Below are 13764 nucleotides of genomic sequence, written 5' to 3'. Positions count from 1 at the left end.
AGCTTGGGCGGATTTGGGGATAATCCACTTGTTTTTGGATTCATTGCTCGGATAATTTGAACAATCGAGCAGAGGTGTTGCGTATGTAATTTTAAATTTTTGATAATTAACCATTTTGAAATGGAGCTTGCCCAGCTTGTTCGATTTCCCCGCTGATTGAGGACATCGAATGAGACTCAGGCATTTTCTGCTGGCCGCGGCGCTGGCGTGGACAGCGGCGGCTAGCGCCGCTCCGCCGGACGACCTGCGGCTTGCTACCTGGAACGCCATGCTGCTGCCGCAAGCGCTGTATCCGAATTACGGCCAGATGCGCCGGGTCGAGCTGATGGCGGCGTCCAGCGTCGCGCAGAGCCAGGATGTGATGGTATTCCAGGAGCTGCAGGACAATGCCGCCTCTGAGCATCTGCTGGCCTTGCTCAAGCCGCGCTATCCCTTTCAGACCCCGGTGATCGGCCGTACGCAGCAAGGCTGGGACGCGACGGAGGGCTGGAACGCGCTGAAGCCGGAGGACGGCGGTGTCGCCATCGTCAGCCGCTGGCCCATCGCGGAGCGCCGGCAATACCTGTTCACCACGCCTGGCTGCAGCGGGGACGGACAGGCGCTGAAAGGCTTCGCCTACGCGAAAATCAATGCTGACGGACGGATTTTCCATGTCATAGGCACCCATCTGCAGTCCGAAGACAGCGGCTGCGCCAACCATGGCGACATCGCCGTGCGCCAAGCTCAGTTGCGCGAGATGGCGAACTGGATTCAAGCTAAGCACTTGCCGCCCGAGGAGACCGTGATCGTCGCCGGCGACATGAATACCGATCGCAACAAGAGCGCCGAGTACCGCGCCTTGCTGGATATCCTGCAGGCGGACGAGCCGCGCTACGCCGGCATGCCGTACAGCTTCGACACCGCCGGCAACGGCATCGCGCTGGAGCGCTACGGCGCCCGGACCGGGGACGCGCCAGAGTACCTGGACTACATCCTGCTGTTGAAAGGGCACCGTCAACCGGCAGTCTGGCATAACCAGGCGCTGGACGCGGCCGCGCCGCAGTGGACCGTCCAGTCCGTCGTGGCCAAGCAGACCTTTGCCTATACCGATTACAGCGACCATTACCCGGTGCAGGCCTTCGCCTGGGCCGACGCCTCGATTCCGCAGCGCTCGCTGACCGCTCTGCCGGGCAGCTACCGCGGCGTCACGCTGCAGAATCTGGCCAATGGCCGTTACGCGCAGGCCGCGGCCGCCAATGACGGCTGGTTGAAGACCGACGCGGCCGCGCCTGGGCCGCGAGCGCGCTTCAACCTGTCCAACAACTTCTCCATGCGCGACAACGGCTGTATCCGCTCCGGCGAGTACGTCCGGCTGGAGCGGGCGGATCAGCCTGGCTGGTTCTGGACTTGGTGGGGCGGAGTCGGCGGCAACCAGTACGCTTATTACACCGCGCAGGGCGCGCTGAACCGTTCTGCCGAGCTGAGGCTGATCAATCACAGCCGTCCCGACGGCGGCTGCCTGCAGGATGGCGACGAGGTGTCGTTCAAGGATTGGGCGCGCGCCGCCGATTACTATCTGAGCGCGTGGGCCAGCGGCAGTCATGCCGACCAGGTGTACCTATGGCAAGCGGCAGCCGGCAATGCCGAGCGCTTCCGTTTGCGCTTGGGCGAGTCGCCGCGCTATCTCGATTGGTCGGCCAAGCTGCGCTACGCCAAGCGGCCTTGATAGGCGCGTGGCGCCGCGTGCCGGCTGCCGCCCAGCGGCGGCGGGCAACGCCGTTGCCAGAACGGCAGCTCCGTCCAGCGCGTTTCAAGGCCATAGTGCTGGCGCCGCTCCGCAAGATAGCGGCGGAAGCTATCGTCGGCGCGCTGCGCATAGTGGCGGGCGGCATTGAGATTGCCGTTCAGCATGCCGACGATGGCCGGCGCCGCGGCCAGCGCGTCGCTGAGCGCGCCGCTGATGCCGGACGAGGTCAAGGGGTCCAGCCCCATCAGCGCATCGCCGACGCAGATCCAGTTGGGGCCGGCGGCTCGGGCGACGCAGCCGCTGTGCGCGGCGAAGGCGTGCAGCGACGAGGCCTGCAGCGGCGGCGGCAGCCGTTCCGCCAGCAAGCGGGTGGCGCGCCAGGCGGCCAGAAAATTGCCGGCGTGGTCCAGGCGCTGCTCGCGGGCCAGATCCTGGTCCGTCATCAAGGCAAGCAGCGCGCGTCCGTCCGGCAGCGCGGTGGCGTACCACCACCCATGGGGGCTGGACTCCACCAGCGAATAGCCGCTCAAGTCGCCGGCGGTTTCGACATGGCAGGCCAGCGCCTGCAGCCGGTCCAGCCGATGGCGGGCCACCCCCAGCCTGGCGGCCAGCGGCGAGCGCCGTCCGCCGGCATCGACCAGCACGCGCGCGCGGACCTCCCCAATGCCGCGTACCTGCACCTTCCATCCCCCCTCATCCGGCGCCACGCCATCCACACCCGATTGGCCTAAAAAGGCGACGCCGCGCGCCATCGCTTCCTGCTGCAGCATGCGGTCGAAGGCGCTCCGGTCAAGGTGCCAGCCGTGGCCGCGCCCGCGAAACAGGAAGTGGTCCAGTTGCGGCTGGTCGCTGCCCCACAGCGCCAGGTTGCCGTGGTAGGGGCTGTGGCCCGCGAAGTCTATCCGCATGTCCAGCCGCTGCAGCAGGCCCGCCACGTCCGGGGTGGCGGACTCGCCGATGCGGAACGGCTGCGCCAGCGGCCGGTCGGCCAGCAGCGTCTCGACCCCAAGGCGCTGCAAGGCCAGGGCGACGGCGCAGCCGGCCGGACCGGCGCCGGCGATCAGCGCATCGTAGCGTTTAGCGGACATTGGGCGGCGGCAGGTCTTCGGGGTTGAACGGCCGCGGCAGCGCGCGCTCCACCTCGACAAAGCGCCGTTCGCCGTCCACCAGCTTCTCCATGATGAAGCCCAGGCCGGACCAGTATTTCACCATCTCGATGTCTTCGGCGAAGCTGATGTAGTCGCTGGCCATCTGGTCGTAGTCGGTGCCTATCCATGGCACTTGCTTGCCGGTTTCCTGATCCGGCGCCGGCGGCGGCGAAGCCAGCATGGTCCTGGGCTGAGGTTGCGGCTCCAGGTAGACGTATTCCGGCCGCTGCGCCGGCCACCACCAGAGCGTGCGGCCATCAATCGGCTGCGACGAGCATTCGTTGAAGTCCGCTTGCCACGGGATGGCCATGTAACGGGTGAGGTCGCCCGGCTCCATGCCGCGTTTGAGGTCGAAATCCAGGCTCAGCGGGCCTTGCGGCACAAAGTGGTTGCGGATGCGGAATGGCTCGCGGTAGATGGCCGGGTTGCGCGAGATCCAGGTCATCTCGATGCCGGGCGAGAAGGGACCTCCCACGCAGTTTTCCAGCACTGCCCGGGTCAGGCTGTCGGCCGTGGCCTCCGCCTCCACAACCCGGTTGACGAAACAGCCGGCCACCCACTGCTGCAGCATGAAGTATTGGGTGTCGGTCAGCCGCATGTATTTGCTGGTGGCGGTGCTGGGCACCAGGCAGTTGTCGCCGGCCAGATAGGGCATCATCGTCGCGCCGTTGGCGCTGAGGATGTCGTTTTCCTGGCTGGGCGGGCGGATGAAGTCCAGGATGTACTGGCGGAAGCCGCGGAACTCCTCGGCGCCCAGGCCGTCGGCGCCGGTGGCGCCGAGCATGCCGAAGTCGAACTGGTGAGGTTTGGGCGGTATCGCCGACACCCAGGGCATATAGGTGGCGCGCTCCAGCAGCGGACGGATCTCGGTGTGGAAATTGGGCAGGAAGCCGCTTTTGCCGGATTTCCAGAAACCGTTTTGGTAGATCTCCGGATAGTGGCCGCTGCGCACCATGGCGTCGAAGATGGTGTCATACAAGGTCACCAGATTCGGAACCTCCGGCGCGTACTTCGGCGGGGCCACCAGCACATGAGCGGGCAGGGCTTCGATCACCGTGCCGTCGTTGAACTCGATGACGGCGCTGACCGGGCCGTCCGAGGTGTCGTCCCACCAGCCGTCGTTGTTGGCATAGTCGGTGATGGTGGCGTCGGGGTCGGCGGAGCCGGAGATGCCGTAACCGCCCAGCACCAGCAGCCGGCCATCCTGGTCGGTGCGCAGTTCGCCCAGCGTGTCGATCGAATCCTTCATCGGGTACAGCGGGCTGGGCGGGAAATGGGCGCCTTGGTAGCCGGCCGGCACGGTGTGCCTGCTGAACTGTACGCCCTGTTGCCCGCGGCCGGCGATCTGGCGCGGACCGGCGTCGATCAGCAGGGTATGGCGGTCGGCCACCTGCGGGTTGCGCAAGGGGTGGTTCGAGGCGTAGCCGTCCTCGCCCTCGGCCGGCACAAAGGTGTACCAGCTGGGCTTCTTGTTGGCCAGATGGGCAGTCCAGCGGATGGTTTTGATCCCGGCGCTGGACAGCGTCAACGGTTCGCTGACGCCGTTCTCCACCTTATATATCTGAAAGCGCGCCGCCTGACGGCATAGCCGGCCCTGCTCATCGCGGAAGTCCTGCTGCGTGAACGGCTTGCCGTCCGGCATGATGGGCAGGCCGCAGTAGCGGTCCGGTTCGATGTAGAACTTTTCCGGCGCGTTGCCGACGCGGGCGATGCCGATGGCGGGGTAGATCCGATACTCGATCATGGTGCCTCCAGGAGCTTAGGCGTGTTGGGCGTGAACGGCGGCGATCAGCTGGTTGACATTGGCGCGTACGCCGGCCAGCGTTTGTTCCAGCGTTTGGCGCTCGCCCGGGTCCGATACCTGCTGTCCCACCGTCTTGACGGCCTGTTGCAGGCGATTGGCGAAGTCCTGCAGATTGCTGCCCGGCTGGTACAGGTAGGTGGGGGCGCCATTGGGGCCGACACTGCTGTTGGTATCCTTGTGCAGCGGCGTATTCATCAGCCGGCGCGCCAGATTCGGCATGGCCTGGTGCATCAGCGGCAACGCCAGCGTGAAGAAGGTGTCGTTGGCGTGGCCGGCGCGCGCGGCGAAGCTGTGCTCCATCGCATCCAGCATCAGGCTGTAGGCGATATCGAACAGTTCGGCCAGCTCGATCGCCACCGGATTGGTGAAGTCGCTGCGCTTGGGGTTGGACACGATGGGGTAGCTGTCCGGAAAACTGTCCTTGTCCAGCGACACGGTGCGGAATTTCTTGAAGTGCGACATCTCGTACGGGGTGCCGATGATGGGGCCGTAGGTGCCGTCGGTGCGTTCGCCATAGGTGTTGTAGGTGGCCCACGGCTCGATTGGAATCATGGATTGCGATTCCGGCACGCTGCCTTCGCCCTGCTGCACGATCTGCCGCACCCCGAGCTTGGCGCTGGCCAGATCGGTCACTTGTATCGGCGTGCCGCCGAACTTGCCCAGATAGATATCGGTGCGCTGGCAGGCATCCGGGTTTTGCTGGAACAGCGGCTGGGCGCCCTGGTACGCCTCCAGTCCGTCTTCCAGCGCGTCATACAGCTGGGCGATGTAGCTGTAGTTGTTGCCGCGGGCCGGGGCGTGCGGCGGTGCCGGCGTCTCGATGGCGGTGAAGGTGTCGTTGAACACCTGCGGCGAGGCGCGGCACAAGCCGATGAAAGGCGTGGTATTGGGATTGGCGTGCGGCAGATAACAGGGATAGGTAGGCGCGTAGGCGCCGGTCATTTTCGGCCTGCCGCCGATGGCCACCATCAGGTTGGCGGCCTGATTGATGTGGAACATTTCCTCCATCATCACGCTGCGCAGCAACTGGTAAGCCTTGCAGTTCGGGTCGCTGATGGAATAAAGGGCGGTCAGATACGGCGGGATGGTGGTCATTTCCACCATGATCGCCAGCTGGGCCATGTCTTGCAGCGGTTTGCGGCTGTCGCCGCAGGCTTTGTCCTCGGCGCTGAGCTGGCCGCTGACGCGGTCGAACAGCATGCCGAACGGTTTTTTGGAGTCGGCCTGGATAGTCATGTTGCCTCCGCGAGTGGTGATGGGCGAGCGCCAAGCGGCGCTCGCCTTCCTGCGTTCAGCGCTTGATCAGCGTGGCGACGGATATGTGCGGCCAAACGATGCCGTCGAATACCAGCAGCACGGTCTGCGTGTACTGAAGCTGCAGGAACTGGCTGCCGTCCTGGCGCTGCACGGTTTCGATCCAGAAGATCGAATTCATCTCCGTGGCGTTGGCGTTGACCACGATGAAGGGGATGTTGACGACGGCGCCGACGTTCTTGGAGCTCACCGGCAGATTGGTGGTGTTGACGATCTTCAGTCCTTGCTCGGCCTGCTGGTTCAGCACGTTGACCAAAGCCTGGTTGGGGTTTTGCATGTCGAAGCCCGGCGGGAACTGGCCGTTCAAATACGGGTCGATGTAGCCCAACGGCGGCTGCGGGGTGCCTGGCAGCAGAGTGGGCAGCGGGCTGACGGGATCGATGACGGGGGCGCGGGCCTCGCTGGAGGCCTGGCCTTGCGCCAGCAGGGAGTCGCCATGCGGAATGGTTGCCTGGCGCACGATGGTGGACGGCGCGTCCGGATCGCTGGTGGGCGGCACATTCAGCCACAGCCCTGGCTCTGTATGGATGCCTTCGTCGGTGGCGGCGTCGTTGACCTGCTGCAGATAGGTGAGTCCGTACAGGAAGATGTCGTCCTGTTTCGAGCCGCGATTGGGAATCGGGCCGCCGATGGGCGTGAAAGTCAGGGTTTCCTTGGTGGCGTTGACGATCAGACGGAAGATTTGCTTGTTCTGGAAGTCCGGTACGGCGATCAGATTATAGCCATGTCCCACCCAGGTGCCGGGTAGTTCGGCGAGCGGCCCCAGATTTTGCTGGGCTTGTTTGATTGGTGTGGCGGCGCGTTGCAGCAGATTCATGTATCCACTCTCCCACGTAAATGTGCGGACGGTAGTGCCCTTCAGGCGAACGATTCCCCTTGCGATTGATTCATGCCGTATAGGTGTTATTACTTATCCATGTTGGCACAATGGAATATTTGGCATGTGCTGGTTATAGATAGGGCAGAGGCGATGTCAAGACGCGCGCAACGGGGCGGCCAGCCGCCAAGTCCGGCAGTCAGCATTTCTACCTGTAGCCGGGCTTAGGGGGTGCCGCCTATGCTGACGGAATCGTGTGGCCGGTGAGTGGCTTCTGTTCACAACAATGGAGAGAATGATGGCGAATCCTATCGACAGCCCCGCGCTTGACGATTCTTATGTGGTGGCGGAGGAAGATCCGCCGGTCGCGAGCCATCGCAAGGTCGGGCGGCGCATCGGCGCGGTGATCATCCTGCTCAGCCTGACTTTGTCGCTGGCGATGGGTATCGGTTTGAAATTGCCGTTGATCCTGGCATTGCTCGCCGGCGGCCTGACCCTGTTCGTGGTGATGCTGGCGGCCACGCCGTATCTGCGTTTCATCGACCACGGCTGGTGGACGCGTTACGAGGAATTCGGCAACCAGCTGTGGGGACATGCTTTGTCCCAGTATTTGTGGCACTTCTGGCACAGGCGGGCCGAGGCGACGGGCGCGCTGGCGCGAGGACCGGCAGGGCCGGACGCTCAGCAGCAGGCGAGGGCGGCCGGGCTGTTCGACGCGATTTATCGCGAACAATATGGGCCGGACGCCTTCATGGTGCCGTTGACGCTATTGCTGTTCGTGGTGTTTTTCGAGGCCAATTACGTGGTGTTGTTTCCATTGAAGGAAATGCTGCCGGGCGGCCATCCCTTGACGGGTTACCTGGCGCAGTTCGGCCACTTTGAACTGCAGGCCAGCGCGATGAGCGGCGCGTACATGTTTGTGGTGGGCGATGCGGTGAACAGCGTGCGCAAGCGTTGTCTGAATGTATCGGACATCTATTGGTACGTGCTGCGCATGCTGCTGGCGGTGCCCATCGCGTATTCGATCACGCTGGCGTTGCCGGACAGTGCGGCGGTGGGCGTGGCTTTTGCCCTCGGGGCCTTGCCGATAGACAGCATCATCAAGCTGCTGCGCCGGCTGGTGAACAGCAAGCTGAGTGCCAACGAAACCGATCAACCGGATCCCTTGCTCTCGCTGGATGGCGTGACGCCTGCCATCGCGAGCCAATTGGAGGCGGAAGGGGTGTCATCGATTGACCAACTGCTGGACATGGACCCGGTTTTGTTGGCCATTCATACCGGTTTGCCGTTTCGCTTCATTCTGCGTCTGATGTCGCAAGCCATTGTGCGCAGGCATCTGGGCGACGCCGCTTTCGCGCTGGCGCCGATGGGGCTGGCGGACGCGATTTCCATCGCCCGGCTGGTGCAGGACCTGCAAACTGCGCGGGCGCAGGGGCAAACGGACAGCCCCGCGGACAAAATCGTGGACGGGGCCTGCCAGTTGCTGCAGTCGGTCTCCAAGGCGGCTTGGCCGGACAGGCAGGCGGTGGAATTCGTATTCGGCAATATTGCGGCTTATGCCTATACCGGGCTGCTGATGTCCGCCGGCGGCGACAGCTCAGCCCTTGCCTGAGCAGGCGTTTTCACAGCAAGGGCATGATCCGTCGCAACGCTTCCTCCAGCAAGGCCGGCGGGCAGCCAAAGTTCAGTCTGAGCCAACCGGGGCTGCCGAAATCCCGGCCATCGCTGAGGCCGACCCCCAGCCGCTCGAATTCCGGCAACGGGTTGTCCGGATGGACCGCGCGGGCATCGAACCAGGCGAGGTAGGTGGCTTCCGGTGGAATCAACGGCAGGCGGCTGTCGGCGAATACTTGCGTCAACCGGTCGAGGTTGCGCCGCAGCGTGTCCAGCAGCGCCTGCCGCCATGATTCGCCATCTCGGTAGGCGGCTTCCGCCGCGACATAGGCGAGCGCGCCCACCGGCGGCACCAGATGCGACATCTCGCGGCGGAAGCGGCTGCGCAGCGTTCTGTCCGGAATGACGGCGAAGGCGCAGCCCAGGCCGGCCAGGTTCCAGGTTTTGGACGGCGACATCAAGGTGATAGTGCGCGCGGCGAAGTCGGGATCGACAGCGGCGAGCGGACGATGGCGCCGCGGCGCCAGGATCAGATCGCAATGGATTTCGTCCGAACAGATGATCAGCTCGTGCCGCTTGGCCAGAGCGATCAGCGTCTTCAACTCGTCCTCGTCCCAGCAACGGCCGGTGGGGTTGTGCGGATGGCTCAGCAACAGCAGCTTCGCGCCCGGCGCCGCGCGTTCCATCGCGGGCCAGTCCCATTGCCAGCGGCCATCGCCGATGATCAAGGGGACGGCGCTGAGCGCGCGTGAGGCTTCTGACGGCACCCTGAGGAAGGGGGGATAGATAGGCGTCGTGGTCAATACGGCATCGCCGGGGGCGCCAACCGCGCGGCAAGACACACTCAGCGCCGGCACCAGGCCCGGCAGCCAGACCAGCCATTCGGGCTGGATGGCCCAGCCGTAATGCGCCATGAGATGCGCTTGCGCCGCCTCGACAAGCGAGGCCGGAACATGGGTATAGCCGAACACGCCGTGGTCTATCCGCTGATGCAGGGCGCGCAGGATGGCGGGCGCGGCGGCGAAGTCCATGTCGGCCACCCACATCGGCAGGATGTCGCGTCCGGCGTATTTGTCCCATTTTTCGCTGGCGGTGCCGCGGCGGTCTATGAGGTGATCGAAATCCATGGCGGTAACCGACTCTCCCAGAGAAACGGTTGAATGGATTTCATCATATGCCACAGAGCCGGATCCGGGCTGTGTTTCAGCCGCGATTCAGGCCGATTCTGAGCTGGCGAGGACTGACGCCCAGCAACTGCCGGCAGAGTCGGGTGAGGGCGCTCTGGTCGGAGAAGCCGCAAGCCGTGGCGATGTCCGCCAGAGGCCGACGGCTGTGTCGAATGGCGTGGCTGGCCGCATCCATGCGGGTCCGGCGGATGAAGTCGCCGGTACAGAGTTGAAACACGCGTTTCATGCGCCGATCCAGCTGGCCGATGCTGAGGCCGGATAGCTCGCACAGCTCGTCCAGATGAAGCGGGCGGTGGTAGTGGGTCTGGATGTGGTCTACGCAAGCGGCAAAGCGCTCATCCAGCAGTTTTTCTCGGGTCAGATCGGCCAGATCTTTCGAAATGCAGACCAGGCCGAGCAGCCGTCCATCCGGATGCTGCAGCGGCTGCTTGCTGGTCAGGCACCAGCCGTGGGCGCCGTCGGGGTAGACGGTCAGGTCAAGCCGGTTGCGCAGCGGCGCGCGTTCGGCGTAGAGCGAGCGGTCTTGCGCGTGGTAGCGGTCTGCCATGGCGCTGGGAAACAGCTCATGCGCGGTGCGGCCTTCCGCCTGGCAGCGGTTGCGCAGCGCGCAGCGCAACACGCAGCCCTCGCTGAGCGCAAGGTAGCGGCTGTTCAAGTCTTTGATCGCGAATACGACATCGGGCAGGTGGTCGAACAGCGACGCCATCGTGCGGGCGGCAGGCAGCTCGCTGATTAGAAATGGCTGTTGCAGGGACATGTGCATGTTGTGACGATCCTTGCGCAAGGCCGCCTGGCGGCGGCGTGGTGGCGATGCCATCCTGGTTGCCAATTATTTACTTGGCATTTACATGGATAACATGGATCAACTTCATGCATTTTGCAAGAAAGCCGCGGCGAGGGCTGCGCCGCGGCGGCTTAGATTATTCGTAACTGGCGTTGACGCTGACGCTGGCAAACGGCTGCTTCGCCTGAAGCGTCAGATAATACCAATGCCCGCTTTGGGGCAAGGGAATGGCGACGGATTCTTCATTGCCGACGCTGGCCGAGGCGTAGTCATAGCTGGACGGCGTCGGGTAGCGGTCTTTGGCGACATAAAGATCCACGTCTCCCGTGCCGCCGCTGGTCCATAGCCGCAGGTTGCGCGCGCCGGCCGGCAGCAGAATGGTGGCGTAGGCGGCGCCGGCGGCGGACGCGGTGATCGAGCAGTTCTTGCCCAGCCGGTTCGGATAGCCTTCATTGCATGGCGGCAGGCTGGAAGCTGGAGGCAGCGGCGGCTGGCCGGCAGTGGTGGCCGATTGCGCCCAGGCGGCGAATTCACCGTCGTAGCGGTTGCCGATCTGCCGCATCAAGCCCATATAGCCGCCCGCGTAGTCGCCTTTGCGCCACAGCGGCAGCATGGCGTCGATATCGGCGCGGTGCCGCTCGAACATGAAGCGGGTGGCCATATAGCCCCAGCGGTAGGCGCGGGTGACATAGTCCGGCATGTCGTAGGTGTTGCCGAAAATCTGGCTCAATTTGTAGTTGCCGGTGTTCACCACGTCGATGGCGGTCTGGTTGTCGTTGCGCAAGGAGAGATATTCGGCCAACCCCTCTATCCACCATACGGTCGGCTGCTGGGTAGCGGCGGCGAAGTCGCCATACATGTCGAAGCGGCCGTCCAGGTAGTGGATGTATTCATGCTCCAGATTCCACACATTGAACACCGGGCGCAGCCACGAGGCTTCGTGGGCGATGAAGCGAGCCTGGTTGTTCGGATCGGCCGGATTGCCTTCCACATACATGCCGCCATTGTCGGTGCCAATGCCGTAAATCACGCCGGCGTACTTAGCGTAATTGTCGTAGTCGTCGAACACGACCACCTCCAGCGAGGTGTTGTTGTCGTCAGCGACCGGCTGTTTGTGGGTTTGCAGCATCTGGTGGAAATACGATTCTTCCTTTTGCAGCAGCGCGCACGACGATTGCATCTGTTCGTCGGTCATTTCCTGGGCGCGGATGCGGATGGTGGGGCTGCAGGTGTAGCGGTTGACCAGGACGGCGTCGGCGAGCCGGGTTTCAAAATTGCAGGTGCCATATTCGCTGCAATGGCTGGCATCGTAGTATTTCACCGCCTCGGCGGCGGCCAGCCACATCTCGTTGCCGGCGCCGGTCATGCTGCTGCCGGCCAGAATGGTCTTCGCCTGCGGCTTGATCGACGGCAGCAGCGCCGGGTACTGCATGAAGCGCAGCCCCTCGCGGGTGGCGTCGCCCAGTTGGAAGGCGCTTTCGGTGCCGATCAGGCTGGTTTTGTCTGCAAGCACGAACTGAGTCAGCGCCGCCGCATAGCTGCCGTCATTCTGCAGCAGCGGCAAGGCATTGGCGCGGCCATGGGCGTAGAACAGCACGGTCAGCGCGCCAGTGAAGCCGCGGCTGGCCGAACTTTCCCGCAGGGCGAGCGCGGCATTGGGATTGGCCGCGCTGTTGGTGTAGCGCTGGATGATGGCGCGTATCGATGGCAGGTAATAGGCCTCATCCGCCATATTGGTGATCAGCGTCATCACTTCATTGGCTGTGGTGGGCGCCTGGGCGTTGGCGGCGAACAGCGCGGCGCCGCCCGCCAGCTGGCGGATGCCGGGACGCAGCGAGGATTGCAGGTTGGGGTCGAGCGCCGGCAGCGTGCCGGTGCTGGCCAGATAGTAGCCGGCGCGCAGGTACAAGGTGAGATTCACCAGCGCCATCGACGAGGCGTCATAGGCTGCCGCCTCCTGGATGAAGCGGCTGGCCGCCGCATTGAGATTCGAGGGCGTGAAGATCGTCGATGCCAGGTTCTTATCCAGCGCAAACAGGCCATAAGCGCAGGTGTAGTCGGGCAGGGTGGCCAGGTAGTTGGCAAGGTCGGCGCCGCTGTGGCTGGCCAGCGCGTTCATGTCCTGGCACTGCGGCGTGGCGGCGTGGCGGATCAGTTTCTTCAGCGGCCGGCCGATCACGGTGCGGTTGTCCTGCAGGCGATAGCGGGCTTGGAAGTCCGTTGGCGGACGATGCTGCCACAGCCGCGGCGCGGCCGGTTGCCGGGCCTGTATTTTCGCTTGGTGCGGCGTTTTGTACGGTTTGGGCGAGGCCTGGGCAGGCGTCGCCAGCGCGGCGGCCAAGGCGATGCACAGCGCGGCAAGTGAGATGCTTCGCATGTTTTGTCTCCGGAAAATCAGGGCGTTTCCCTGACCCGAAAATCATGCCTAGTGTCCTTGCGCATTTCTTGCCGAGTCTTTCCGCCGCCGCGCGCAGATTTGCCAAATGCGTTCCGGCTCTGCCGTGTGCGGCGAGCGGGGCGGCCTGACTTGAGCATGGGAAGGTGGCGGTGACCGGCCTACTGGGCCTCGGCCTCGCGCAACTCCTTGATCCGCTTGTATACCGTGGCGCGGCCCATCCCCAGGACGTTGGCCACGTAATTGACCGCGCTTTTGCCGCTGAACGCGCCTTCCGCGTGCAACGCGTCCACCAATTGCCGTTTCTGCGCGCGGCGCAGGCTGTTGAGGCTGGCGCCGCGCTCGCGCAACCAGCCGTGCAGGAACAGGTTGATCCGCTCCTGCCAGTCGTCTCGGAACAGCTCGTCCGGCTGCGGCCGCATGCCCGCGCCTTGGAGCAGGATGTCCAGCGCCCCGCGCATCTCATCGAACACCGCGATATTGAAGTTGATGCACATCATGCCTGCGGGCCGGGCTAGGTCATCGAACAGTACCGCGCTGACGCTGCGCATCTTGCGGCCATCCCAGTTGAGTTTCTCGTAGGGGCCGACGACGCGTTCCCGAGCGGTGCCTGGTATCTCTTCCAGGGCGGAGTCGTCGCCCGGTTCGCGGCGGGACAGATTGTGGGCGATGTGCAGCACGGTCTGATCGTACAGGTCATGGATCACCACTTCGACATAGGGATGAAACAAGGCGGCGATGCCGTCGGCGATATGGGCGTAGCGATTCAGCAGCAGATCTTTCACCGGGGAAGGCTGGGTTCGATGCATGACGGCGGGCAGAAGTGAACGATGGTTTGGATTATAGACAATTCGTCTCATTTTTGGACAGTGTCGCCTGAATGTTGCACTCGTCGGCAGGATCTTTTTCAGCGGCCAATTGCCCTGAAATGGCTTTCCCGGCAAGTCTTGTCAGCGGACTTGTCTTAGTTTTCCA

At 63.9% G+C, this 13764-nt stretch carries 10 protein-coding genes; 2 read left to right on the top strand and 8 right to left on the bottom strand.

Annotation, left to right across the window (positions count from 1 at the left end; translation table 11 throughout):
• Positions 1 to 169: 169 nt before the first annotated feature.
• Entirely contained in the window at positions 170 to 1705 is a 1536-nt protein-coding gene (gene sph, locus C2134_RS06465; RefSeq protein ID WP_103318523.1) for a sphingomyelin phosphodiesterase, read from the top strand.
• On the opposite strand, the gene C2134_RS06460 is transcribed toward sph, so the two are convergent.
• Genes C2134_RS06460 through C2134_RS06445 form a run of 4 tightly spaced genes read right to left on the bottom strand, consistent with a single transcriptional unit; the run spans position 1687 to position 6809 of the window.
• Positions 1687 to 2814: an NAD(P)/FAD-dependent oxidoreductase gene (locus tag C2134_RS06460; RefSeq protein ID WP_103318520.1), complete on the bottom strand. Its 1128-nt coding sequence runs from the start codon at positions 2812 to 2814 to the stop codon at positions 1687 to 1689. The genes sph and C2134_RS06460 overlap by 19 nt on opposite strands.
• Positions 2804 to 4618, bottom strand: coding sequence for a LodA/GoxA family CTQ-dependent oxidase (locus tag C2134_RS06455; protein ID WP_103318518.1), 1815 nt, complete (start codon positions 4616 to 4618; stop codon positions 2804 to 2806). Before C2134_RS06455 ends, C2134_RS06460 begins: the two co-directional genes overlap by 11 nt.
• A 15-nt stretch (positions 4619 to 4633) precedes the next feature.
• Entirely contained in the window at positions 4634 to 5914 is a 1281-nt protein-coding gene (locus C2134_RS06450; RefSeq protein WP_103318516.1) for a ferritin-like domain-containing protein, read from the bottom strand.
• 55 nt (positions 5915 to 5969) lie between these two features.
• Positions 5970 to 6809: a heme-binding protein gene (locus C2134_RS06445; protein WP_103318513.1), complete on the bottom strand. Its 840-nt coding sequence runs from the start codon at positions 6807 to 6809 to the stop codon at positions 5970 to 5972.
• 298 nt (positions 6810 to 7107) lie between these two features.
• Between C2134_RS06445 and C2134_RS06440 the strand changes: the two genes are divergently transcribed.
• Positions 7108 to 8421 (top strand): hypothetical protein, encoded by a 1314-nt coding sequence (locus tag C2134_RS06440; protein WP_103318510.1) that lies wholly within the window; start codon positions 7108 to 7110, stop codon positions 8419 to 8421.
• A 10-nt stretch (positions 8422 to 8431) separates the two neighbouring features.
• On the opposite strand, the gene C2134_RS06435 is transcribed toward C2134_RS06440, so the two are convergent.
• The 4 genes from C2134_RS06435 to C2134_RS06420 form a co-directional block, all read right to left on the bottom strand.
• Positions 8432 to 9550: a MalY/PatB family protein gene (locus tag C2134_RS06435; protein WP_103318508.1), complete on the bottom strand. Its 1119-nt coding sequence runs from the start codon at positions 9548 to 9550 to the stop codon at positions 8432 to 8434.
• Positions 9551 to 9626: 76 nt separating this feature from the next.
• Complete coding sequence (locus C2134_RS06430) at positions 9627 to 10427, bottom strand: AraC family transcriptional regulator (protein ID WP_233196373.1); 801 nt, start codon at positions 10425 to 10427, stop codon at positions 9627 to 9629.
• Positions 10428 to 10530: 103 nt separating this feature from the next.
• A complete protein-coding gene (locus tag C2134_RS06425; RefSeq protein ID WP_103318505.1) occupies positions 10531 to 12771 on the bottom strand; it encodes a M9 family metallopeptidase in 2241 nt (746 codons plus the stop codon).
• A 179-nt stretch (positions 12772 to 12950) separates the two neighbouring features.
• Entirely contained in the window at positions 12951 to 13598 is a 648-nt protein-coding gene (locus C2134_RS06420; RefSeq protein WP_103318503.1) for a helix-turn-helix transcriptional regulator, read from the bottom strand.
• Positions 13599 to 13764: the final 166 nt, after the last annotated feature.

The sequence above is a fragment of the Chromobacterium sinusclupearum genome (assembly GCF_002902845.1).
Taxonomy (GTDB): Bacteria; Pseudomonadota; Gammaproteobacteria; order Burkholderiales; family Chromobacteriaceae; genus Chromobacterium; species Chromobacterium sinusclupearum.
The sequence above is the reverse complement of the archived record's forward strand: the minus strand, read 5'-3'. Positions and strand labels throughout refer to the sequence as shown.

Coding starts and splice junctions, on each gene's coding strand:
- sph (WP_103318523.1), top strand. CDS start 170: ATGAGACTCAGGCATTTTCTGCTGGCCGCGGCGCTGGCGTGGACAGCG.
- C2134_RS06460 (WP_103318520.1), bottom strand. CDS start 2,814: ATGTCCGCTAAACGCTACGATGCGCTGATCGCCGGCGCCGGTCCGGCC.
- C2134_RS06455 (WP_103318518.1), bottom strand. CDS start 4,618: ATGATCGAGTATCGGATCTACCCCGCCATCGGCATCGCCCGCGTCGGC.
- C2134_RS06450 (WP_103318516.1), bottom strand. CDS start 5,914: ATGACTATCCAGGCCGACTCCAAAAAACCGTTCGGCATGCTGTTCGAC.
- C2134_RS06445 (WP_103318513.1), bottom strand. CDS start 6,809: ATGAATCTGCTGCAACGCGCCGCCACACCAATCAAACAAGCCCAGCAA.
- C2134_RS06440 (WP_103318510.1), top strand. CDS start 7,108: ATGGCGAATCCTATCGACAGCCCCGCGCTTGACGATTCTTATGTGGTG.
- C2134_RS06435 (WP_103318508.1), bottom strand. CDS start 9,550: ATGGATTTCGATCACCTCATAGACCGCCGCGGCACCGCCAGCGAAAAA.
- C2134_RS06430 (WP_233196373.1), bottom strand. CDS start 10,427: ATGGCATCGCCACCACGCCGCCGCCAGGCGGCCTTGCGCAAGGATCGT.
- C2134_RS06425 (WP_103318505.1), bottom strand. CDS start 12,771: ATGCGAAGCATCTCACTTGCCGCGCTGTGCATCGCCTTGGCCGCCGCG.
- C2134_RS06420 (WP_103318503.1), bottom strand. CDS start 13,598: ATGCATCGAACCCAGCCTTCCCCGGTGAAAGATCTGCTGCTGAATCGC.